This is a genomic window from Streptomyces sp. RK9, from assembly GCF_045070545.1.
GTDB classification, from domain to species: Bacteria; Actinomycetota; Actinomycetes; order Streptomycetales; family Streptomycetaceae; genus Streptomyces; species Streptomyces alboflavus.
In genome coordinates, this window is sequence record NZ_CP173704.1 from 2,087,773 (window position 1) to 2,109,402 (window position 21,630).

Sequence of the window (21,630 nt, forward strand, 5' to 3'; positions counted from 1 at the left end):
CCGTATCGCCCGTTATCGGAGGGGTTGCTGACCTCCGTCGTTCTCCTCACCGAAATGGGTGATTGAGGGAGTGTCATTAAAGATTGCCGTAGTTATTGAGGGTTTTGGTAGAAGAGTCGATATGTGATTAATAAGCGGATTGTGGAGGAGGAAGGGGATGGGGTGCCGCGTGCCGTCGATCTCCGGCTGCTGCGTGCCGTCGATCTTCGACTGCTTGCCGCGCTGCGCGACTGCGGGCGCGACCCGCGCGTGGCCGCCGCCGCCCGGGCCCTGTCGTGGAGCGGCGAGCACGGCGCGCTCTGGCTGGCCGCGGGCCTCGCGGGCGCGGCGCTCGACCGGGAGCGGCGCGCCGACTGGCTGCGCGGCGCCGCGCTCACCGCGGCGGCGCACCTGGCCAGCATGGGCGTGAAGCGGATCGTGCGGCGCCCGCGGCCCGGCCACGTCGAGCCGCTGGTGCGCACCGCGGGCCGCCACTCCTTCCCCAGCTCGCACGCCACGTCGGCCGTCGCCGCCGCCGTCGCGTACGGCGCGCTGCGCCCGGCCGGAGCCCGCCTCGTACCGCCGCTCGCCGCCGCGATGTGCGTGTCCCGCATGGTCGTCGGCGTGCACTACCCGTCGGACGTCGCGGCGGGCGCCGCCCTCGGCGCGTTCACCGCCCGCGCCGGCACGACCCTGAGGGGAGTCCGCACCCATGCCTGACCGCGCCGCCGTCCTCGACCACACGTCCCCCCTCGGCCCCGGCCGCCCCGAGCCGGGCCCCGGCGCGCTCCCACTGGGCCTCCTGAAGACCGCCCGGCCCCGCCAATGGGTCAAGAACGTCCTGGTCATCGCCGCCCCCGCGGCCGCGGGCGAGCTGTTCTCGCGCCACGCCCTGACCCAGGTCGCCCTGGTCTTCGCCCTGTTCACGGCCGCCGCGGCCGCCGTCTACCTCATCAACGACGCCCGCGACGCCGACGCCGACCGCGCCCACCCCACCAAGTGCCGCCGCCCCGTGGCCGCGGGCCAGGTCCCGGTGCCCGTCGCGTACGCCGTCGGCGGGCTGCTCGCCGCCCTCGCGCCCGCCGCCGCGGCCGTCCTGTGCACCCCGCTCACGGCGGTCCTGCTCGGCGCGTACGTCGTGATGCAGCTCGCGTACTGCGTCAGCCTCAAGCACGTCCTCGTCGTCGACCTCGCCGTCGTCACCACCGGATTCCTGATGCGGGCGATGATCGGCGGGGTCGCCCTCGGCATCCCGCTGTCGCGCTGGTTCCTGATCACCACCGGCTTCGGCGCGCTGTTCATGGTGTCCGCCAAGCGCTACTCCGAGGCGGTGCAGATGGAGCGCGCCGCCGAGGCCGCGGCGGCGGCCGGACGCCCCCAAAGGCTCGGTGCGACGCGCGCGTTGCTCACCTCGTACACGACCGGCTATCTGCGGTTCGTCTGGCAGCTCGCGGCCGGGGTCGCGGTGCTCGCGTACTGCCTGTGGGCCATGGAGAGCGGCGGCATCGAGGGCACCGGACTGCTGCCGTGGCGGCAGCTGTCGATGGTCGCCTTCATCCTCGCGATCCTGCGGTACGCCGTCTTCGCCGACCGCGGCACGGCCGGTGAGCCGGAGGACGTCGTCCTGCGCGACCGCGCGCTCGCCCTGATCGGCCTGGTGTGGCTCGCCATGTACGGGTTCGCGGTCGCGGACTGGTGAGGGCGGTCCAGGCGCGGGGCCGGGGCGGACGGCCGCGTTCCGTGGCCGCCCGGCTGCGCGCCGCCGGGCCCGAGCTGGCCGCCTTCGCCGCCGTCGGCCTGTGCGCGTACGCCGCCGACCTCGGGCTCTTCCTCTGGCTGCGCGGACCCGTCGGCCTCGACCCGCTCACCGCCAAGGCCCTCTCGTTCGTGGCGGGTTGCACGGTGGCGTACACCGGCAACGCGCTCGGCACCTACCGCCGACGGGCGGGCGAGGCCGGGCTCTCGCGGCTGCGCCAGTACGGGATCTTCTTCGCCGTCAACATCGCGGGCGCCCTCGTCCAGCTGCTGTGCCTCGCGGTCTCCCACTACGGCCTCGGCCTCACCTCGCGGCGCGCCGACACGGTGTCGGGGGCGGGAATCGGGATGGCACTGGCCACTGTCCTGCGATTCTGGGGTACCCGGACCCTGGTGTTCCGTTCCCGGGGCGCAACAACCGCACAGCTGAGGCAGGCGAGACAGGTGACGCAGACGACATGGACTGGCTGAAGAAGCTCCCCGGCATCGGTCCGCTCGTGGAGCGGCTCATGCGCACGCACGCGTGGCACTCCTACGAACGCCTCGACCGCGTCCACTGGAGCAGGCTCGCGGCCGCGATGACGTTCATCAGCTTCATCGCGCTCTTCCCGCTGATCACGGTGGTCGCCGCGATCTCCGCCGCCGCGCTCAGCGAGAGCCAGGTGAAGCGCATCGAGGACAAGATCTCCGAGCAGGTCCCCGGGATCTCCGACCAGCTCGACCTGGACGCCCTGATCGCCAACGCGGGCACCGTCGGCCTCGTCGCGGGCGCGCTGCTGCTCTTCACCGGCGTGGGCTGGGTCGGCTCGATAAGGGAGTGCCTGCGCGCGGTCTGGTTGCTCGACGACACCGACGAGAACCCGGTGCTGCGCAAGCTCAAGGACCTCGGCGTGCTCGCCGGGCTCGGCGGCGCGGGCCTCGCCTCGCTGCTCGCCTCCGCCATCGCCTCGACGGCGGTCGGCTGGACGGCCGACCAGCTCGGCGTCGACCGGGACGGCGCCGGTGGCGTGCTGCTTCAGGTCCTCGCGTTCGCCATCGCCGTCCTCGCGGACTTCCTGCTCCTGCTGTACGTCCTGACGCTGCTGCCCGGCGTGCAGCCGCCCCGGCGCGCGCTGATCGTCGCCGCGCTGATCGGCGCGGCCGGGTTCGAGCTCCTGAAGGTGCTGCTCGGCAGCTATATGAAGGGCGTCGCCGCCAAGAGCATGTACGGCGCGTTCGGCGTGCCCGTCGCCCTGCTCCTGTGGATCAACTTCACCGCGAAGCTGCTGCTCTTCTGCGCGGCGTGGACGGCGACGAGCTCCGCCAAGACGGCGGAGCCCGCGGAGCCCACAGAGCCCACAGAGCCCGTCACGAGCGGCGGCGACGCACCAGGTCGGGCAGCGGCCAGCGGCGGTTGAGCAGGAACAGACCGCCCGCGATCAGCACGAGCACACCGGCGGTGACGCCGAGCGCCACGCCCATGCCGCCGGACTTCCCTTCGGACTCCGCGGCGGCGTTCTTGGCGCTGTCGGCGCCGCCCGCCTCGCCCGGCGCGCCCTTGCCGGAGCCGGTGCTCGCGCCCTTGGGGGCGACCAGCTCGCCGACCGGCTTGACCTTGCCGCTGGCCGCGAAGCCCCAGTCGAGGAGCCGCTCCGTCTCCTTGTAGACGGCGTGCTCCTCGCCCGAGTCGGGGTTCATGACGGTGACGAGCAGCACCTTGCCGTCGCGCTCGGCGACGCCCGTGAAGGTGTTGCCCGCGTTGGTCGTCGAGCCGTTCTTGACGCCCGCGATGCCCTTGTACGGGTCGAGGCCCATGGCGCCGGTCAGGAGCCGGTTGGTGTTCTGGATCTCGAAGGGCTCACGCTTCGTCTTGCCCTTGTTCTTGCCCTTCTTGATCTTCTCCGTCGCGCCGGGGAACTTCGCGGTGGCCGTCGAGCAGTACTCGCGGAAGTCCTTCTTCTGCAGACCGGAGCGGGCGAACAGGGTCAGGTCGTACGCGGACGACACCTGGCCCTTCTCGTCGTAGCCGTCGGGCGTGACGACGTTCGTGTCCAGGGCCTGCAGCTCCTCGGCGTGCGCCTGCATGTCCTTGACGGTCTGCGGGACGCCGCCGTTCATCGCCGAGAGGACGTGCACGGCGTCGTTGCCGGAGCGCAGGAAGACGCCGAGCCACAGGTCGTGGACGGAGTACGTCTCGTTCTCCTTGACGCCGACCATGCTGCTGCCCGCGCCGACGCCCTGGAGGTCCGTCAGCTCGACCTTGTGCTTCTGGTTCTTCGGGAACTTCGGAAGGACCGTGTCCGCGAACAGCATCTTCAGGGTGCTGGCCGGGGCGAGCCGCCAGTGCGCGTTGTGCGCGGCGAGGACCTCGCCGGACTCGGCGTCCGACACCATCCAGGACCGGGCCGACAGCTTCTTCGGCAGCACCGGGGCGCCGCCCTTCAGGTCCACCTGCGTACCCGGCTCGCCGAGGCGGGCGCCGCCGACCGTCGACATCGAGGCGGGCGGCTTCGGCTTGCCCGTCTCATCGGCCCCACCGCCCGGTTTGTCGTCGGCGAACGCGGTGGTGGCGGTCGACAGGGACAGCAGCGTCGCCGTGGCGAGCAGCACGGCGGTCTTTTTCGAGACAGGCACGGACGGAAGCGTACGGGGCCGCTCCGGGGCCTTCGCCGCCGAGGTCGGCTCGGCCTCCGCCGCCGCGCCGCCCGCTCCGGACGCCCCACCCCGAAGGCCACGCGTCAGGCCGGATCGTGATACTGAGCGTATGAAGCTCAGCCGCCCCGTCTCCTGGTTCCTGCTCGCCTTCGGCGTGTGGAGCTGGTTCATCTGGATCACTTTCGTCAAGAACCTGTGGAAGGACGGCAGCGGGCTCGCCTTCGACGACGCGGACAAGCCGACGGGGTACTTCTGGGTGCACCTGACGCTCGCCGTTGTCTCCTTTGCCTTGGGGACGGTGGTAGGGACCATCGGGTTCCGTGGCGTGCGCGCACTGCGCCGAACGTCATAGCCATGGGTGTCCTCCTGGGGGTGTTCATCGGGGCAGCCGTGATCGCCGCTTTCGGCGGTCTGCTCTGGTACGTGTGGCGCCGCGTCGTGCGCGACACGACCCGCCCCGGCACGGCCTGGCGCCGAGCGGGCACGGTCCTGTTCTTCACGGGCCCGCTCCTGATGTTCACGGCCCTGGCGGCCGAGCGAGGCGGCGCCCCCTTCCTCCTCCAGCAGCTCCTGGCCTGGCCGGGCTTCCTGTGGATGGCGTGGGCGCTGTATCTGCTGCTGGCCCTGGTGGTGGCGGAGGCGGTACGTCCGCTTCTGAACCGCCGGCTGGAGCACCGGGCCCGTCCGGTGCCGGAGGCGAATCCAGCCCGTCCGGCGCTTGAGGACGAGGCCCGAAGGGCCGATGAAGCGGGGACAGGGGCGCAGCCCCATCAGCCCGAAGGGCCCGACGAGAACGCCCCGGAAGGGGCAACCGAGAAGCCCCGGCAGACTCCCCGAGAGGGCACCCCCGGGGACCTCACCCGGCGCCTCTTCGTGTCCCGCACACTCGCAGCCGGCGCAGCGACCATCGCGGCGGCAACGGTCGGCTACGGCACGTACAACGTACTCAGAGGCCCGCGGATCAAGCGCGTGACGGTCCCCCTGGCCAAACTCCCCCGCGCCGCCCACGGCTACCGCATCGCGGTGGTGAGCGACATCCACCTGGGCCCCGTCCTGGGCGAGGGCTTCGCACGCAAGGTCGTCGACACGGTCAACTCCACCCAGCCGGACCTGATCGCCGTGGTCGGCGACCTGGTGGACGGCGACGTGGCGGACCTGGCAGGCGCGGCCCGCCCGCTCGCGGACCTGCGGGCGCGCCACGGCGCGTTCTTCGTCACCGGCAACCACGAGTACTTCTCGGGCGCCGAGCAGTGGGTCGACCACGTCCGTGAGCTGGGCCTGCGCCCCCTGGAGAACGCCCGCACCGAGCTGCCGTACTTCGACCTCGCCGGGGTCAACGACGTCCAGGGCGAGGGCGAGGGCGAAGGCCCCGACTTCGGCAAGGCGCTCGGCGACCGCGACCGCACCCGCACCTCCGTCCTCATGGCCCACCAGCCCGTCGTCATCCACGACGCCGTCGAGCACGGCGTGGACCTCCAGCTGTCCGGCCACACCCACGGCGGCCAGCTGTGGCCCAACAACTTCATCGCCGACCTCGCCAACCCGACGCTCGCGGGCCTGGAGCGCTACGGCGACACCCAGCTGTACGTGACGCGCGGCGCCGGAGCGTGGGGCCCGCCCGTGCGGGTGGGCGCCCCGTCCGACATCACGGTCGTGGAGCTGGCGTCGCCGAGGGCGTGAACGGTCCCGGCCCGAAGGTCTCGGCGGGCGACCAGGCGCCCGTGGCCGCCGCCGGTGGCAGCTCCGGCAGCGGCGGTGTCCGGTGCGGGGGCCTGGTCGGCCGGGGCGGCGTCGCCGGACGGGGCGGTGCGGGCGTGCGGGGGAGCGTGACCAGGACGGTCAGGCCTTCGCCGGGCGCCGTGCGCACCGACACCTCGCCGCCGTGGGCGCCCACCACCCCCCGCACGATGGCCATGCCGAGCCCGCTGCCCGCGCCCCGGCCCGCCCGGAAGAAGCGGTCGAAGACCCGGGCCGCGTCCACCGCCGTGAGCCCCGGCCCCTCGTCGGCCACCGTCAGCCGGACCACGCCCTCGCACCGGTCCAGGGTGAGCCGCACCGGCGCGTCGGGGGGCGTGTGCGTACGGACGTTGGCCAGCAGGTTCGCGAGGACCTTGCGCAGGCCCTGCTCGTCGGCCTGGACGAGGATCGCGCCGTCGGCGGACACCGTGAGCGGCCGGTCAGGCTCCTGGGCCCGCAGGTCGTCCGCCGCGTCCCGGACCAGGCGGCTCAGGTCGACCGAGCGGAAGCGCAGTTCGGGCTGCTGGTCCAGGCGGGCCAGGGTGAGCAGCTCCTCCACGAGGTGGTTCATGCGGTCGGTCTCGGCGTTGACGCGGTCCCAGGCGCGGGCGCGGTCCTCGGGGGTGCTCAGCATCCCCTTGTCGTACAGCTGGAGGTAGCCGCGGATCGCGGACAGCGGGGTGCGCAGCTCGTGCGAGGCGTCCGCGACGAACTGGCGCAGCTGGGCCTCGCTGCGCTCGCGGGTCGCGAACGCCGACTCGACCTGCTGCAGCATGGAGTTCAGCGCGAGCCGCAGCTGTTCGGTCTCCATCACGGCGGCGCGGCTTGAGGGCACCCGCCGCTTCAGGTCGCCGTCGGCGATCGCGGACGCCGTCTCCACCATGTCCTCAAGAGGGCGCAGCCGTTGGTGCGCGGAGACCATCGTGAGGACCGCGAGCAGCCCGAGAAGCACGGCGCCGAAGGCGAGGTCGAGCTTGAGCGCCTTGCCGACGCCCGACTGCACGTTCTCCGTCGACGACGCCATGAGCAGGACCGAGTTGTCCTTCAGGCGCACGCCGATCGCGCGGTAGGAGTCGCCGCCGAGCGTCACGTTCTGCGGCGAGGCGTGCCGCGCGAACACGTGCGGGTCGTCGACGGCCCGCGCCAGCTCGTACTGGCGGGCGGTCGGCGGCAGCGGGCCGACGTCGACCGGCTTGCCCGAGGCGTCCACCGCCAGGAACGCCGACTCCGCGAGCGGCAGGCCGTTGGACTTGCTGGAACCCCTCGACAGATGCTCAAGGGCGCTGAACGCGGTGGCTTCCTGGATCTGCGCGAGGGTGAGGTTGCTGTGACGCAACGCCGAGCGGGACGCGGTCAGTTCGGTGTCGATGTTGTCGAGCAGGTAGTGCCGCATGCCCATCAGGCTCACGGCGGTCGCCGCCACGATGCCGAGGGCGAGCAGCGCCACGTTCACGAGCGTGAGCTTGGCGCGCAGCGAGCCCATGCCGAACCTCCGGCTCGGGACCCGGCCGGAGCGCGGGGCGCGGGGCCTCATGCCAGTCCGTACCCGACGCCGCGCCGCGTCGTGATGAGGGGCGGACCCACCTGGTCGAGCTTGCGCCGCAGATAGCTGATGTAGGTCTCGACGACGGTCGACTCCGCCGCGTGCTCGATGTTCCACACATGGCGCAGCAGCTGTTCCTTGGGCACCACCCGGCCGCCGTTGCGGACCAGGAAGCGAAGGAGCGCGTACTCCGTCGGGGTCAGCTGCACCGAGCCGCCCTCGCGCCGCACCACGTACGTCGTCTCGTCCAGCTCCAGGTCGCCGTAGCGCAGCGGCGGCCGCTGCGGCAGCACGTCGTGCGGGCGCACCCGGCGAAGCACCGCGCCGATGCGGGCCACGACCTCGTCGATGTTGAACGGCTTGGTGATGTAGTCGTCGCCGAAGCCGAGCGCGCCCACGACCTCCGCGGGCGCGTCCCGCGCGGTGAGGAACACCAGCGCCAACTCGGGCCTCCGCGCCCGCAGTTCCCGGCCGAGCGCCCGCCCGTCGCCGTCCGGCAGCATCACGTCGAGCAGCGCGCAGTCGGGGCGCGTGCGGTCGGCGGCGGCCAGGGCCTCGCGGACCGTGCCCGCGGTCATCACGTCGAAGTGGTGGTAGCGCAGGGCGATGGCGAGGACGTCGGCGATGGACGGCTCGTCCTCGACGACGAGGACCGTGGCGCGGCCCCGCGCGTCGGCGGGCCCGGCGGCCGACACGGCTGGGACATCTGTTCCCCGGTGACCTTCGGCGTGGCTCATGTCCCCAGTATCCGCACGGTCGTTGCGCGAAGGGCGAGGTCCGCCCTTTGGAGTTCCTTGAGAATCACGGCCGTGACGCGCCGTTGGCCGACCGGACCCCTGATGCTGGGCGCCAGGGCCGGGACAGCGGCGGAGAGCCGGACGGAGCGAAGGAGGGCGGGTCGTGGCGGCATGGGCGCGGTGGTGCTACCGGCACCGCCTTGTGGTCGTCGTGCTGTGGCTCGGCGCGCTGCTCGGGCTCGGCGTCGCGGGCGCCGTCGCGGGCACCTCCTACACCAACGTCTTCTCGCTGCCCGACACGGACTCCAAGCGCGCCCACGACCTGATGACGAAGGCGTTCCCGGAGCGCAGCGGCGACACCGACACGGTGGTGTGGAAGACCGACGCGGGCTCCTCGGTCCGCGACGCCGCCGTCCGCGACCGGATCGAGCCCGCGCTCCGGCGCATCGCCGCCCTCGACGGCGTGGGCGGGGTCGCCAGCCCCTACGCCACCGGGCCGCGCGCCGCGGCCCAGGTCAGCGCGGACGGGCGGATCGCCTACGCGCAGGTCACGTTCGTCCGCCAGGCCAACGAGATCCCCAAGGAACAGATCGAGCGGGTCGTCGACACCGCCCGCGCCGCGGCCCGCGACGGCCTCCGGGTCGAGGCGGGCGGCCAGGCCGTCGCCCGCACCCTGGAGCCGCCCGCGGGCACCTCCGAGGCCGTCGGCGTCGCGGCCGCCGCCGTCGTGCTCTTCCTCGCCTTCGGCTCGCTCTTCGCGATGCTCCTGCCGATCGTCACCGCCGTGTTCGCCGTCGGCACCGGCGTGCTCGCCACGATGCTGCTCAGCCACGTCACCGACGTACCCGAAGTGGCGCCGCTGCTCGGCTCGCTGATCGGCCTCGGCGTCGGCATCGACTACGCCCTGTTCATCGTCACCCGGCACCGCAGGGGCATCCTGCGCGGCCTGGAGCCGCAGGAGTCGGCGGTGCAGGCCGTCAACACCTCCGGCCGCGCGGTGCTCTTCGCGGGCGGAACGGTGTGCGTCGCGCTCGCCGGGATGCTCGTGATGAACCTGCGCTTCCTGGACGGCGTGGTCATCGCCGCGTCCCTGACGGTGCTGCTCGGCGTCCTCGCCGCGATCACGCTGCTCCCCGCGCTGCTCGGCGTCCTCGGCGCCCGCGTGCTCAGCCGCCGCCGGCGCCGCGCCCTCGCCGCGTCCGGGCCCGAGCCCGAGGAGCCCGGCGGCCTCACCGCGCGCTGGTCCGCCTTCGTGCAGCGCCGCCCGCGCACCGTCGGCGTCCTCGCCCTCGCCGTCATGGCCGCGCTCGCCGTCCCGCTCCTCTCGCTGCGCCTCGGCGCCACCGACCAGGGCAACCACCAGGAGTCGACGACGACCCGGCAGGCGTACGACCTGCTCGCGGAGGGCTTCGGCCCCGGCTTCAACGGGCCCCTCCAGGTCGTCGTGGACCAGCGGGACCCCGGCGCCACCGCCGGGCTCGTCGAGCGCATCCGCGCCACCGAGGGCGTCGCCCGGGTGCAGCAGGACCCGCCGTCCCCCCTCTCCCCCCTCTCTACGGCGGCCGACACCACCGTCATCGAGGTCGTGCCGACCGGCTCGCCCCAGTCCGAGGAGACCGGCAGGCTCATCGACCGGCTGCGCGGCGACGTCCTGCCCGAGGCCGGGGCGGACGCCCATGTGGGCGGGGTGACCGCCGTGTTCAAGGACTTCGCGGCGGTGACGGCCGACCGGCTCCCGTACTTCGTGGGGGCCGTCGTCGCCCTCGGCTTCCTGCTGCTCCTGCTCGCCTTCCGCTCCCTCGCGGTGCCCCTGACGGCGGCCCTGATGAACCTGATCGCGGCGGCCGCCTCGTTCGGGGTGCTCGTCGCGGTGTTCCAGTGGGGCTGGGGCGGCGAGCTGCTCGGCCTCGGCGCGGAGGGGCCCATCACGGCCTTCCTGCCCGTCATCATGCTGGCGCTGCTCTTCGGCCTGTCGATGGACTACCAGGTGTTCCTGGTGAGCCGCATGCACGAGGAGTGGGCGCACACCCACGACAACGCCCGCGCGGTCCGCGTCGGCCTCGCCGAGACCGGCCGTGTCATCAACTGCGCGGCGCTCATTGTGATCTGCGTGTTCACTGTGTTCCCGGTGTTCGTGCTCAGCGGCGACACGGAGGGCGCGATGGCCGGCATCGGTCTGGCCGCGGCCGTCGCCCTCGACGCCTTCATCCTGCGGACGGCCCTCGTGCCCGCCGCGATGCACCTCATCGGCCGCGCCAACTGGTGGCTCCCGGCCCGCCTCGACCGCCGCCTGCCGCACCTGGCCGTCGAGCCGAAGGAGGCGGAGCCGCCCGCCCCGGAGGACCTGGAGGTCCTGGTGGCGGCGGCCCTCGGCACCCCGCGCCCGCCGGTCTCCCCGGCCACCCCCGGCCCGCGGGGCCCGGCGGGCGCGGGTGGATCACACGGCGTGAACCCGTACGGGGCGGCGCACGCCTACGAGGCGAAGGACGCCACCCGCGACCACTCCGGGGAGGCGGCCAAGTCGCTGCCCCCGTACGACGGCCAGGGGTCCGCGACCCCGTACGGCCCCTACCGCCCCGGGCGCCGGACTGCCCCCGGCGCCCGGACACCCGGCGTCCCCGGCCCGCGCACACCCGGAAACCCCGGGGCCCGCCGCGCGGCCCGAGGACCAGGCGCACCCAGGGAGGACGACGCACCCATGGCAGGCGACACGCCCATGGAAGGTGCCGCACCCGGCCCGTACGGCCCCGTCGTGCACGGGTTCATCATCACGCCGGACGGCGACCCCATCCACAGCGTGACCCTCACGCTGCTGTCCAAGGGCGGCAGCCAACTGGACCGGGTCTCGTCCCTGGCCGACGGCTCCTACATCCTCGCGGCCCCCGCCCCGGGCGTGTACCTGCTCGCGGCGACGGCCCCCGGATACGCCTCGAAGGCCCGCCACATCATGCTCGGCGACGGGCCGTTGACGTACGACCTGGAGCTGGTGGAGGCGGTGGGCGGCGGCGTGAACGCCGTGACCTGACCCGGGCCGACCAGGACCGGATCCGACCTGGACTCGGCCGGTGGGCGGAGCTGCACCCGCCCACCGGCCTCACCGCCGGGACACCCGCCCGCCGACGACCCGAGCCCACGGGGCGGCGAGCGGGAGGACCGGCACAGCGGTGGCCGCCCACCCGTGGGGGCGGCCACCGCTGCTCACTCCGTGCGGCCCGCGAGGACAGTGCCCCCTTCCGGGATCCGGCCCGCCGCCCGACGTACCCCGCCCGGAGCCACCCCGCCGCCCCCGCCGCACCTCACCCGTCAACTGCGCCCGCAGCCGCCGCAGTCCGCGGTGCAGCGCCATCCGGACGGCGCCGGGCCGCTTGCCGAGTACCTGGGCCGCGCTCGGGCCGTCCATGCCGATCACCACGCCGAGGTAGACGGCCCGGCCCTGGTCCGGTGGCAGCCCGGCGACCAGATCGAGGGCGTCGTCGGTCGACAGTGCCTCCAGGACCTCGTCCGCGGTGTCGCGGGCGGCGGGCACGTCGAGCGCGTCGCCGTCGGTGAGGCTGAGGCGGGGGCGGCTGAGGCGGCGGCGGACGTGGTCGCGGGCGCGGTTGCGGGCGATGACGGCCGCCCAGCGCCGGAAGTCGCCGCCGTCGCCGGTGAACCGGCCGAGGTCACGGGCGATCTGCAGCCATGCCTCGGACGCCACGTCCTCCGACTCGTCCCCGACGATCCCGCGCACATACCCGAGCAGGCCCGGGTGCACCCACTGGTACACCGTCGCGAACGCGGCCTCGTCCCCCTCCTTGGCGGCGGCGAGGGCGCGCGTCAGCGCCGCGTCACCGATCCTCGTACGCCCGTCGGAATCCGCCGACGTACGGTCCTTGTGGCCCTCGCCCTCGGCCCCCCTGTCCTCAGGCTGTCGGTCCTCACGCTGTTGGTCCCCACCCGCGGCCACGCGTTCCTCTTAACCCCCGCTGACACTGCGCACCGTGCCCGTGCCCCCATGGCCCTGCGGCCCTCGCGTCCTCGGTCCGCTACCGTCGCGCGGGTTCCGGCTCCGCATCGGGCGCCGGGGCGGTGCGCCGGCCCGGCAGCGTCAGATAGAAGGTCTGGAGGGACTCCGCGGCCCCCGCCTCGTAGCGGTTGACGACCTTCCCCAGCGGGCTCCACACCCGCCCGTCCGGCATCCGTACGCCGACGGTCTGCGCGAAGAACTCCCGCTGGCTGGCGTCGAAGTCGATCCAGACGGCCCCCGCCCGGCGTACGAGGACCTCACCGACGTACGCCCCGAAGCCGAACAGCGTCCCCGCGACCTCCGCGCGCTCGCGCCCGTCCTTGCGCAGTCCGTCCAGGACGAAGTCCACGACGCGCAGGCTCCGCACGGAGAAGTCCAAGGGCAATCGATTGCGCTCCGTCACATGCGCGACGAATCTGCGCGTGTAACCGCGCATCTCGTCCGCTCGCGGCTGTCTCTTCCCCTCACCGGCCACTCTTCCCCACCCCTTTGGCTCCGCCCCCGTGTGTGCGAGAGCACCGAACGCACTCTCCGCTTAACAAGCGCAACCAGGATCCCAGGCGTCACGGGTGCCGCCGGTGTCCCTTCTCACACGCTCAACAGGCCCTGCCAGTACAACCTTTCATCCTGATCGTCCGTCCGCGAACCGTCCGTTCGCGGCCGTGTCCGCCCCCGATATGCCCGGTTTCCGCCGGGCGTGGTGACGGCCCTCCGGCCTGCTGTATAACCGCCGCGCTCGCCGGACTTCGTGCCGGTCGTGGACATGTGGTGGACAGGGGAGGGGCTCGCGGGTGGGGAATCACGAGCTGTCGGAGTACGCGCTGCCGGAGCGCGAGTTGTCGGAGCCCGTCGTCGAACTGACCGAGGAGGAGAAGGCGGGTCTTGTGGGAGAGGTCCCCGACCGCCGCGTCGTGACCATCGGCGCCGTGCTGCTCCTGATCTGCGCGGCCTTCGTCGTACGGGGAATGGTCGGGGACGGAAGCGGTGCGAGCACCGGCGACGGGCCCCGCCCGGAGGACATCGCGCGGGACCGGCCGCCGGTCGCCGCCGTCACCTACGAGATCACCGGGAGGGGCAGCGCCGACATCTCCTACCTCGCGCGGAACGAGGGCGGTCGCGGCGGACGGCCCGCCGTCGAGGCGAACGTCCGACTGCCGTGGCGCAAGACGGTGTTCGTACCGGCGGGGGAGCGTCCGGTGGTGAGCGTCCGCCTGGACGAGGGCGGTGGGGAGGCGCGCTGCGCCCTCGCGGTGGGCGGGAAGCACCGGCACCGGGACGTGACGGCGGGGGCGTTCGGGCGGGCGACCTGCAGTGTGCGGGTGGGGTGAGGGTTCTGGCCGGGGGCCTGCGTCCGGGGTGCGTCACGTCCGAGATGGCGGCGGCTGCGCTGGTGCGGGGTTCCGGCTCCGGTCAGGTGCTCGGTCCGGCTTCGGCTTTGGCTCCGGTCGGCCGGTCGGCTTCCGCTTCGGGCGGGCTGTCGGGCGCGGGAGCGAGCGGTGACGTGACGGACGGCTGCCGGAAGTCGCGTACGCCCGGTACCGCCGCCGTGCCCGCGCACACCACGCCCACCGTCAGGGCCGCCGCGTACAGCGGGACGGCCGGGCCCCACGCGTCGGCCGCCAGCGGGCCGAGGACGTAGCCGAGCGGCATCGCCGCCATCGAGAGCAGCCAGTCGTACGAGGTGACGCGGGCGAGCACGCCGGACGGTATCGCCGACTGCACGGACGTCTCCCACACGGGGGAGAGGAAGCCGAGCCCGGCCTGTGCGACGCCGTACGCGGCGATGACGGCGGGGGCGGGGGCCGCGGCGGCCAGCAGGACCAGGGGGAGCGCGTACGTCGCGAGGCCCAGGTTGGCCGTGAGGATCGGGCGGCGCGGGCGGGCGCGGCCCGCGAGCAGGGAGCCGAGCAGCAGGCCGACCGCGCCCGTCTGCAGCATCGCCACCCACACGCCCTCGCCGCCCAACTCCTCGACCGCCAGGGCCGGTCCGAGCGTCATCAGGACGGCGGCCGCGCCGTTCCAGGCGGCGTGCGCGACCAGGCTCGTCCAGTACCAGTCGCGGGAACGCACCTCGTGCCAGCCCTCCACGAGGTCCTTGCGCAGGGAGCGCCGGTCCTCGCCCCGGCCGGGTTCCGCCCGCCGCGTCGGCACCCGCACCGCCGAAAGGAGGCAGGCGCTCGCCGCGAAGCACAGCCCTTGCAGCAGGAACGCCAGGCCCGGCCCCGCCATCAGGACCAGCGCCCCGGCCAGCGCGGGCCCGCCGACCCGGGTGCCGCTCCTGACCACGCCGAGCGCGGTGTTGGCCGCGTGCCGGTCCTCGCCGTCGACCATGGCGGTGACCAGCGTCGGCAGCGTGGGCAGGGCGAAGGCGGTGGCGGCGCCGCTCACCGCCTCGGCGGCGGCCATGTGCCACAACTCGGGGCTTCCGGAGAGGAGTTGGACGCCCACGAAGAGCTGGGTGGCGCAGCGTACGAGGTCCGTGGTGAGGGCGATCCTCCGCGCGTCGAAGCGGTCGCCGAGGACGCCGCCGAGCGGAAGCAGCAACAGGCGCGTGCCCATCGCGCAGCCGAGCACGAGGGCCAGCGCGGACGCGGAGCCGGTGACCCGCAGGACGGCCAGGGCGAGGGCCGCGGGGATGACGGCGTCGCCGATGAGGGAGAGGGAGCGGCCGGTGAAGAAGAGGCGGAAGGGGCGGTTGTGGCGGAGCAGTTGGGAGGCGCGGGGTGGGCGCGGCGAAGCGTCCGTGGCGGAGTCGGTCCCGGATGACATGCTGCCGGACTTTATTTCGGCACCGAACTATTCGTCAACGAATTATCTGAAGCCGAAGTAATCTGTGGGCATGACGCTCGACGAGACGAAGTCGCCCGACGGGGCCCGCGCCCAGGACGGGGTCAAGGGCGGGGCCCAGGACGGGGCTCCGGACGCGCCCCAGGACTGGACCGACGGGCATGTGGCCCAGTGGCTGCCCGTGCTGCCCGACCTGAACCCCGACATCGAGGGCGCCGTCACGCGGATCAAGCGGCTCACCGTCCATCTGCGCCGGGTGCGCGAACAGTCCCTGGTGGACTTCGACCTGGAGCGCCACGAGTTCGACACCCTGCACAAGCTGTCGGGTCGTGGCGGCCGGGCCACCCCCTCCGAGCTGGCCGCCGACCTCGACCTCGCCCCGGCCTCGGTCACCGGCAGGCTCGACGGCCTGGAGCGGCGCGGCCTGCTGCGCCGCACGCCGTCCAAGAAGGACCGCCGCCGCGTGGACGTGGAGCTGACCGAGTCCGGCAGGGCGGTGTGGCTGGGCGCGATGGACGTACTGGGCCACGAGGAGTACCGGCTGCTCGGGGTGCTGTCGGCCGAGGAGCGGGCGCAGCTGTCCGACATGCTGCGCCGGATCATGGTGGTGGCGGAGCGCGGGGACGCGGGCGGCCGGAGCTAACTCCGGGCCAGCTCGGGCCTCTTGGAGTAGTCCGTGAAGCCGACGACGTTCCCCCACGGGTCGGCGATCTCCACCGTCCAGCCGGTCGCCGTGGAGAACGGCTCGGTGAGGGCCGGGACGCCGGCCTCGCCGAGGGCGCGGGCCTTGGCGCGGGCGTCCCCCACCTCCAGCCAGAGGCGCGAGGCGGGCCACGAGGGCGGCCGGCGCCCGATGCCGTCCTCCACGCGCAGCAGCACGCCGGGGGTCTCGGCGCCCGCCTTCAGGATGGCGAGCCCGGCCTCGTCGAGGCGGTGCGCGACCGGGAACCCGGCGCGCTCGTAGAAGCCGACGGCCTCGTCCAGGTCGCCGACCGGGAACAGCGCGTTGTCGATGCCGAGCAGGTCGGTGCCGGGGGCGCCGGGAGACGGCTGATTGTCTGACATAACGTCAGAATACGGGTCGGGTCGGGCGTTGCCGCCGTGTCGATGCCGTACGGCGCGTTTCCCGCCGGGAACCCTGGTACGCGACCCGACCGTCCCGCCCACGTACGGAGGACCCCGCGATGTCCGACCCTCAGGACCTCACCGCCCTGGCCGAGGAGCACCTGAACGAGGCCCGCACCGCCGCGCACGGGCGCAGCGCGCGCGTGATCGTGCACGACGGCGCGCTGCGTCAGAGCGTGATCGCGCTGGCGGCGGGCTCCGCGCTCGACGAGCACAACACCCCGCCTGCGGCGAGCCTCCAGGCCCTGCGGGGGAAGGTGCGGCTCACCACCGCGTCCGGCGGCACCGACATCGTCCTCGCCGCCGGGCAGCTGTGCGCGGTGCCGCGGGAGCGGCATGGGTTGCTGGGCCTGGAGGACTCGGTGGTCCTGCTGACGGCGGTGACGGCGACGGGCTGAGGGGCCGCGCGGGGGCGCCTCTGGACCCCGGGGGCGGGCGCCCCGTGGCGGGTGGGACAGTCCTCCGCCGAATCGGCGCTTCGCGCCTCGTCCTCAATCGCCGGACGGGCTGGAACTCCGCCGGTGTGGGGCGCCCCCGCGAGGCCCCCCGGCCCGCGCCCAGGCGAACCCCACCCACACCAGCCCCCACCCCGCCACAGCCACCCACAACAGCACCCGCCCAAGGGTCCGCAGCCACGGCACATCCGCCACCACGCCGGTGGACAGCGCGGCCACCGCCGTCATGCCGAGCGGGAACACGGTGGCCCACCGCCGCACGTCGTAGTGGAAGCGAGGCCGGGCCACCTCCGCGGCGAGCAGTGCCGCGTACCAGGCGAGCGCGAGGCCGAGGAGGACGAAGGTGAGGGTGCGCAGCACGTCGTGGCCCGTGCCCGGCCAGAGGGGCAGGGGGGTCAGCTTGGAGGCGGCGAGCGCCGAGATGGCGAGCGCGCCGCCCGCCACCCAGTGGTCCCCGGCCCCCGTCAGGGTCTGCCGGAAGTCGAAGCGCAGCAGCGCGTAGGCGTACAGGAGCAGCCCCAGGGCGAAGCAGGCGAGCGCCGCGTCGCCCAGCCAGTCGCCCTCGCCCGCGAGGCACAGCGTGGCGGCGAGCACGGCGAGGCCCTGCGTCGCCACGCACACCAGGAACACGCCGCCGGGCAGCCCCTGCCCCCAGTGCGGCCGGGGCACGTCCCGCCCCCAGTGCCGCACGACGGCGACGAGCAGCCCCGGCCACACCACAGCGGCGAGCACGAGCAGCGCGACCGCGAGGCCCTGCCGGTCCAGGAGCGAGAAGCGGGTGCCGAGCACGGCCGTCGCCGCGACCGCGGTGAGCGCGGGCGGAGTCACCGCCGCCGCCGTCCAGCGCGCCCGGTCGCGCGCGAGCAGCGTCACGAAGTCCGCCGCGAGCAGCAGCCACACGAGGGCCGCGACGGCCAGCAGGATCTTGGACAGGATCTCGTGGCCGGTCAGATGCAGGCCGACGGAGATGATGCCGGTCGCCATCACACAGGCCCCGGCCGCCGGGGTGACCTCGTCCCACCACTGGTGTCTCACCCCGCCATGACAACCCGGCCCCGGGCCCGCCACCACTTAGCCTAGGCCGAGCTGCGGACCCGCACGGCACGGCTTGGGATGGCGGTGTGACTGCCTCCACCGAACCGGACGCCCCGAGCGGCCCCGACGCCCCGGACGGCCCCGACGCCGCCGGGCCCGGCACCGCCGCCGAGCCCGCCGCCCTCCTCCTGAAGACCGGCCGCTTCCTGCGCCGGGGCGAGGCCGCGCCCGACCTGCACAGCGTCCGGATCGAGGGCGGCCGGCAGGGCGACGTCTTCTACCGGGACCGATGGAGCCACGACAAGGTCGTCCACTCCACGCACGGCGTGAACTGCACCGGCTCCTGCCGCTGGAAGGTGTACGTCAAGGACGGCATCATCACCTGGGAGACGCAGGCCACGGACTACCCGACGGCGGGCCCCGACCGCCCCGAGTACGAGCCCCGCGGCTGCCCGCGCGGCGCCGCCTTCTCCTGGTACACGTACTCCCCGACCCGGGTGCGCTATCCGTATGTCAGGGGCGTGCTGCTCGACCTGTACCGGGAGGCCAAGCAGCGCCTCGGCGACCCCGTGCTCGCCTGGGCCGACATCCAGGCGGACCCCGAGCGGCGGCGGACCTACCAGCAGGCCCGCGGCAAGGGCGGGCTTGTGCGGGCCGGTTGGGACGAGGCCGTCGAGATCATCGCGGCCGCCCACGTCCACACCATCAAGACGTACGGCCCCGACCGCGTCGCGGGCTTCTCGCCCATCCCCGCCATGTCGATGGTGTCGCACGCGGCCGGGGCCCGTTTCATGTCGCTGATCGGCGCGCCCATGCTGTCGTTCTACGACTGGTACGCGGACCTGCCGGTCGCTTCCCCGCAGGTCTTCGGCGACCAGACGGACGTGCCGGAGTCCGGCGACTGGTGGGACGCGGCCTACCTGATCATGTGGGGTTCGAACGTCCCGGTGACGCGCACGCCCGACGCGCACTGGATGGCGGAGGCGCGCTACCGGGGCCAGAAGGTCGTGGTCGTCGCCCCGGACTACGCCGACAACGCCAAGTTCGCGGACGAGTGGCTGCACCCCCACCCGGGCACGGACGGCGCCCTCGCCCTGGCGATGGGGCATGTGATCCTGCGCGAGTGCTTCGTCGAACGGAGCGTGCCGTTCTTCGACGACTACGTACGCCGCTTCACCGACCTGCCCTTCCTGGTCACCCTGACCGAGCGCGACGGGGCGTACGTGCCGGGGAAGTTCGTGCGCGCCGCCGACCTCGGCGACGGCGGCGAGGGCGCCGAGTGGAAGACGGTCGTGTACGACGAGGTCACCGGGCGCCCGGTCGTCCCCGGCGGCTCGCTGGGCTTCCGCTGGACGGAGTCAGGCAAGGGCAGGTGGAACCTGGACCTCGGGGACGTACGGCCGCGCCTTTCGCTGTACGAGGAGGACGCGCGCGGCGTCGAGGTGCTCCTTCCGCGCTTCGACACCGAGGGCGGCACGCACGGGCAGGGGCGGGGCGACGTGGTGCGGCGCGGGGTGCCCGCGATCCGGCTCGCGGGGCCGGGGAGTCCGCTGGTCACCACCGTCTTCGACCTGCTGCTCGCGCAGTACGGCGTGGGGCGCGAGGGCCTGGCGGGGCAGTGGCCTTCCGGGTACGACGACGTGTCGGCGCCCGGCACCCCCGGCTGGCAGGAGGCGCACACCTCCGTCCCGGCCGCCAAGTGCGTGCGGATCGCCCGGGAGTTCGCGCGGACCGCCGAGAAGTCCAAGGGCCGCTGCATGATCCTCATGGGCGCGGGCACCAACCACTGGTTCCACTCCGAGACCATCTACCGGTCCTTCCTCGCCCTGCTCCAGCTCACCGGCTGCCAGGGCCGCAACGGCGGCGGCTGGGCGCACTACGTCGGCCAGGAGAAGTGCCGCCCGGCCACCGGCTGGGCCACCCTCGCGGGCGCCGGCGACTGGTCGCGCCCGCCGCGCCAGATGATCGGCTCCGCGTACTGGTTCCTCAACACCGACCAGTGGCGCTACGACACCTTCGGCGCCGACGTGCTCGCCTCACCGCTCGGTGAGGGCCGGTTCGAGGGGATGACGGCGGCGGACTGCCTGGCGCAGGCGACCCGGTCGGGCTGGATGCCGTCGTACCCGACGTTCGACCGGAACCCCCTGGACCTGGGCGAGGGCGACGACCCGGTGACGGCGGCCGTCGAGCGACTGCGCTCCGGGGAGCTGAAGTTCGCCTGCGAGGACCCCGACGCGCCGGGGAACTGGCCGCGCGTCCTCACCCTGTGGCGGGCCAACCTCCTCGGCTCCTCCGCGAAGGGCGCCGAGTACTTCACCAAGCATCTGCTGGGCACCCACTCGTCCCTGCGGGCGGAAGAGGCCCCGGCCGGGGCGCGCCCCCGCGACGTGACCTGGCACGAGCACGCCCCCGAGGGGAAGTTGGACCTGCTCCTCTCCCTCGACTTCCGCATGACGTCCTCCACCCTCCTGTCCGACATCACGCTCCCGGCCGCCACCTGGTACGAGAAGCACGACCTCTCCACCACCGACATGCACCCCTTCGTGCACGCCTTCACCCCCGCCGTCGACCCGCCCTGGCAGGCCCGCACCGACTTCGACGCGTTCCGCGCCATCGCCGACCGGCTCAGCGAACTGGCCGCCGGCCACCTCGGCACCCGCCGCGACCTGGTCGCCACCGCCCTCCAGCACGACACGCCCGGCGAGACCGCACAGCCCGGCGGCGTCGCCCTGGACTGGCGGCGCGGCGAGTGCGAGCCCGTGCCGGGCAAGACCATGCCCGCACTGACCGTCGTCGAGCGCGACTACACCGCGATCGGCGCCAAGTTCGCCGCCCTCGGCCCGCTCGTGGAGAAGCTCGGCCTGCCCGCGAAGGGCATCGCCCTGCACCCCGACGAGGAGGTGGAGTCGCTGAAAGCGCTCAACGGCACGGTCCGGGGCGGACCCGCCGCAGGCCGCCCCCGCCTGGACACCGCCGTGAAGGCCGCCAACACCATCCTCGCCCTGTCCGGCACCACCAACGGCCGCCTCGCCACTCAGGGCTTCCGCACCCTGGAGGCGCGCACCGGCCAGGAGATGGCGCACCTCGCCGCCGAGCACGAGGGCAAGCGCATCAGCTACGCCGACACGCAGGCCGCGCCCGTCCCCGTGATCACCTCGCCGGAGTGGTCCGGCAGCGAGTCCGGCGGGCGCCGCTACACCGCCTTCACCCTCAACACCGAGCACCTCAAGCCCTGGCACACCCTCACCGGCCGCCAGCACTTCTTCCTCGACCACGACTGGATCCACGAGCTGGGCGAGGCCCTGCCCGTGTACCGGCCGCCGCTCGACCTGCACCGCCTCTTCGGCGAACCGCGCCTCGGGCCCGACGGGGAACGGGAGGTGACGGTCCGCTACCTCACCCCGCACAACAAGTGGTCCATCCACTCCGAGTACCAGGACAACCTGTTCATGCTGTCCCTGTCCCGGGGCGGCCAGGTCATCTGGATGTCCCCGGCCGACGCGGCGGCGATCGGCGTGAAGGACAACGACTGGATCGAGGCGGTCAACAGGAACGGCGTGGTCGCCGCGAGGGCCGTGGTCTCCCATCGCATGCCGACCGGCACCGTCTACATGCACCACGCGCAGGAGCGCACCGTGAACGTCCCCAAGGCGGAGACGACCGGCAGGCGCGGCGGCATCCACAACTCCCTGACCCGCCTCCTCCTCAAGCCCACCCACCTCATCGGCGGCTACGCCCAGCTCTCCTGGGCCTTCAACTACCTGGGCCCGACGGGCAACCAGCGCGACGAGGTCACCGTGATCCGCCGCAGGACCGAGCAGGAGGTGACGTACTAGC

Annotated in this window: 19 protein-coding genes; 11 read left to right on the forward strand and 8 right to left on the reverse strand. The window is 73.6% G+C overall.

Annotated elements, in window-relative coordinates:
* The first annotated feature begins 162 nt into the window (after nt 1-162).
* Genes AB6L24_RS29650 through AB6L24_RS29665 form a run of 4 tightly spaced genes read left to right on the forward strand, consistent with a single transcriptional unit; the run spans nt 163 to nt 3,131 of the window.
* Entirely contained in the window at nt 163-699 is a 537-nt protein-coding gene (locus AB6L24_RS29650) for a phosphatase PAP2 family protein (RefSeq protein WP_405660288.1), read from the forward strand.
* Nucleotides 692-1,678, forward strand: coding sequence for a decaprenyl-phosphate phosphoribosyltransferase (locus AB6L24_RS29655; protein WP_405660290.1), 987 nt, complete (start codon nt 692-694; stop codon nt 1,676-1,678). The genes AB6L24_RS29650 and AB6L24_RS29655 overlap by 8 nt, the downstream gene beginning before the upstream one ends.
* Before the next feature lie 41 nt (nt 1,679-1,719).
* The gene (locus AB6L24_RS29660) at nt 1,720-2,205 is read left to right on the forward strand and encodes a GtrA family protein (RefSeq protein WP_405660292.1); all 486 of its coding nucleotides are present in this window, start codon (nt 1,720-1,722) and stop codon (nt 2,203-2,205) included.
* Nucleotides 2,193-3,131 carry a YihY/virulence factor BrkB family protein gene (locus tag AB6L24_RS29665; protein WP_405660294.1) on the forward strand — a complete coding sequence of 313 codons (939 nt, stop codon included), beginning with the start codon at nt 2,193-2,195 and terminating at the stop codon, nt 3,129-3,131. Before AB6L24_RS29660 ends, AB6L24_RS29665 begins: the two co-directional genes overlap by 13 nt.
* Here the strand turns inward: AB6L24_RS29665 and AB6L24_RS29670 are convergent.
* A complete protein-coding gene (locus AB6L24_RS29670; protein WP_405660296.1) occupies nt 3,082-4,347 on the reverse strand; it encodes a D-alanyl-D-alanine carboxypeptidase family protein in 1,266 nt (421 codons plus the stop codon). The two genes, AB6L24_RS29665 and AB6L24_RS29670, sit on opposite strands and share 50 nt — an antisense overlap.
* A 130-nt stretch (nt 4,348-4,477) precedes the next feature.
* Here AB6L24_RS29670 and AB6L24_RS29675 point away from each other — a divergent pair, with 130 nt between their 5' ends.
* A complete protein-coding gene (locus tag AB6L24_RS29675; protein WP_380844518.1) occupies nt 4,478-4,720 on the forward strand; it encodes an SCO4848 family membrane protein in 243 nt (80 codons plus the stop codon).
* Between the two features lie 2 nt (nt 4,721-4,722).
* Entirely contained in the window at nt 4,723-6,048 is a 1,326-nt protein-coding gene (locus tag AB6L24_RS29680) for a metallophosphoesterase (protein WP_405660298.1), read from the forward strand.
* On the opposite strand, the gene AB6L24_RS29685 is transcribed toward AB6L24_RS29680, so the two are convergent.
* Both AB6L24_RS29685 and AB6L24_RS29690 read right to left on the reverse strand, forming a co-directional pair.
* A complete protein-coding gene (locus AB6L24_RS29685; protein ID WP_405660300.1) occupies nt 6,014-7,639 on the reverse strand; it encodes a sensor histidine kinase in 1,626 nt (541 codons plus the stop codon). The two genes, AB6L24_RS29680 and AB6L24_RS29685, sit on opposite strands and share 35 nt — an antisense overlap.
* Nucleotides 7,636-8,385, reverse strand: a complete 750-nt coding sequence (locus tag AB6L24_RS29690) for a response regulator transcription factor (RefSeq protein ID WP_405660302.1) — start codon at nt 8,383-8,385, stop codon at nt 7,636-7,638. The genes AB6L24_RS29685 and AB6L24_RS29690 overlap by 4 nt, the downstream gene beginning before the upstream one ends.
* A gap of 163 nt (nt 8,386-8,548) precedes the next feature.
* Here AB6L24_RS29690 and AB6L24_RS29695 point away from each other — a divergent pair, with 163 nt between their 5' ends.
* A complete protein-coding gene (locus AB6L24_RS29695; protein ID WP_405660304.1) occupies nt 8,549-11,410 on the forward strand; it encodes an MMPL family transporter in 2,862 nt (953 codons plus the stop codon).
* Nucleotides 11,411-11,479: 69 nt separating this feature from the next.
* Here the strand turns inward: AB6L24_RS29695 and AB6L24_RS29700 are convergent, their stop codons facing one another.
* Both AB6L24_RS29700 and AB6L24_RS29705 read right to left on the reverse strand, forming a co-directional pair.
* Nucleotides 11,480-12,331 (reverse strand): RNA polymerase sigma factor, encoded by an 852-nt coding sequence (locus AB6L24_RS29700; protein WP_405660307.1) that lies wholly within the window; start codon nt 12,329-12,331, stop codon nt 11,480-11,482.
* A 79-nt stretch (nt 12,332-12,410) separates the two neighbouring features.
* Complete coding sequence (locus AB6L24_RS29705; protein ID WP_405660309.1) at nt 12,411-12,827, reverse strand: hypothetical protein; 417 nt, start codon at nt 12,825-12,827, stop codon at nt 12,411-12,413.
* 355 nt (nt 12,828-13,182) lie between these two features.
* Here AB6L24_RS29705 and AB6L24_RS29710 point away from each other — a divergent pair, with 355 nt between their 5' ends.
* Entirely contained in the window at nt 13,183-13,719 is a 537-nt protein-coding gene (locus AB6L24_RS29710) for a hypothetical protein (RefSeq protein ID WP_405660311.1), read from the forward strand.
* Nucleotides 13,720-13,801: 82 nt separating this feature from the next.
* Here the strand turns inward: AB6L24_RS29710 and AB6L24_RS29715 are convergent, their stop codons facing one another.
* On the reverse strand, nt 13,802-15,160 hold the full coding sequence (locus tag AB6L24_RS29715; RefSeq protein WP_405660313.1) for an MFS transporter: 1,359 nt from the start codon (nt 15,158-15,160) through the stop codon (nt 13,802-13,804).
* Between the two features lie 70 nt (nt 15,161-15,230).
* On the opposite strand from AB6L24_RS29715, the gene AB6L24_RS29720 reads away from it, so the two are divergent.
* Nucleotides 15,231-15,821: a MarR family winged helix-turn-helix transcriptional regulator gene (locus tag AB6L24_RS29720; protein ID WP_405660315.1), complete on the forward strand. Its 591-nt coding sequence runs from the start codon at nt 15,231-15,233 to the stop codon at nt 15,819-15,821.
* On the opposite strand, the gene AB6L24_RS29725 is transcribed toward AB6L24_RS29720, so the two are convergent.
* Entirely contained in the window at nt 15,818-16,243 is a 426-nt protein-coding gene (locus AB6L24_RS29725; protein ID WP_030363062.1) for a VOC family protein, read from the reverse strand. The two genes, AB6L24_RS29720 and AB6L24_RS29725, sit on opposite strands and share 4 nt — an antisense overlap.
* 119 nt (nt 16,244-16,362) lie before the next feature.
* Between AB6L24_RS29725 and AB6L24_RS29730 the strand changes: the two genes are divergently transcribed.
* Nucleotides 16,363-16,701 carry a cupin gene (locus AB6L24_RS29730; protein WP_405660317.1) on the forward strand — a complete coding sequence of 113 codons (339 nt, stop codon included), beginning with the start codon at nt 16,363-16,365 and terminating at the stop codon, nt 16,699-16,701.
* 93 nt (nt 16,702-16,794) lie between these two features.
* Here the strand turns inward: AB6L24_RS29730 and AB6L24_RS29735 are convergent, their stop codons facing one another.
* Nucleotides 16,795-17,793, reverse strand: a complete 999-nt coding sequence (locus AB6L24_RS29735; RefSeq protein WP_405660319.1) for a tellurite resistance/C4-dicarboxylate transporter family protein — start codon at nt 17,791-17,793, stop codon at nt 16,795-16,797.
* A gap of 188 nt (nt 17,794-17,981) precedes the next feature.
* On the opposite strand from AB6L24_RS29735, the gene AB6L24_RS29740 reads away from it, so the two are divergent.
* A complete protein-coding gene (locus AB6L24_RS29740) occupies nt 17,982-21,629 on the forward strand; it encodes a nitrate reductase subunit alpha (RefSeq protein ID WP_405663416.1) in 3,648 nt (1,215 codons plus the stop codon).
* Nucleotide 21,630 lies beyond the last annotated feature (1 nt).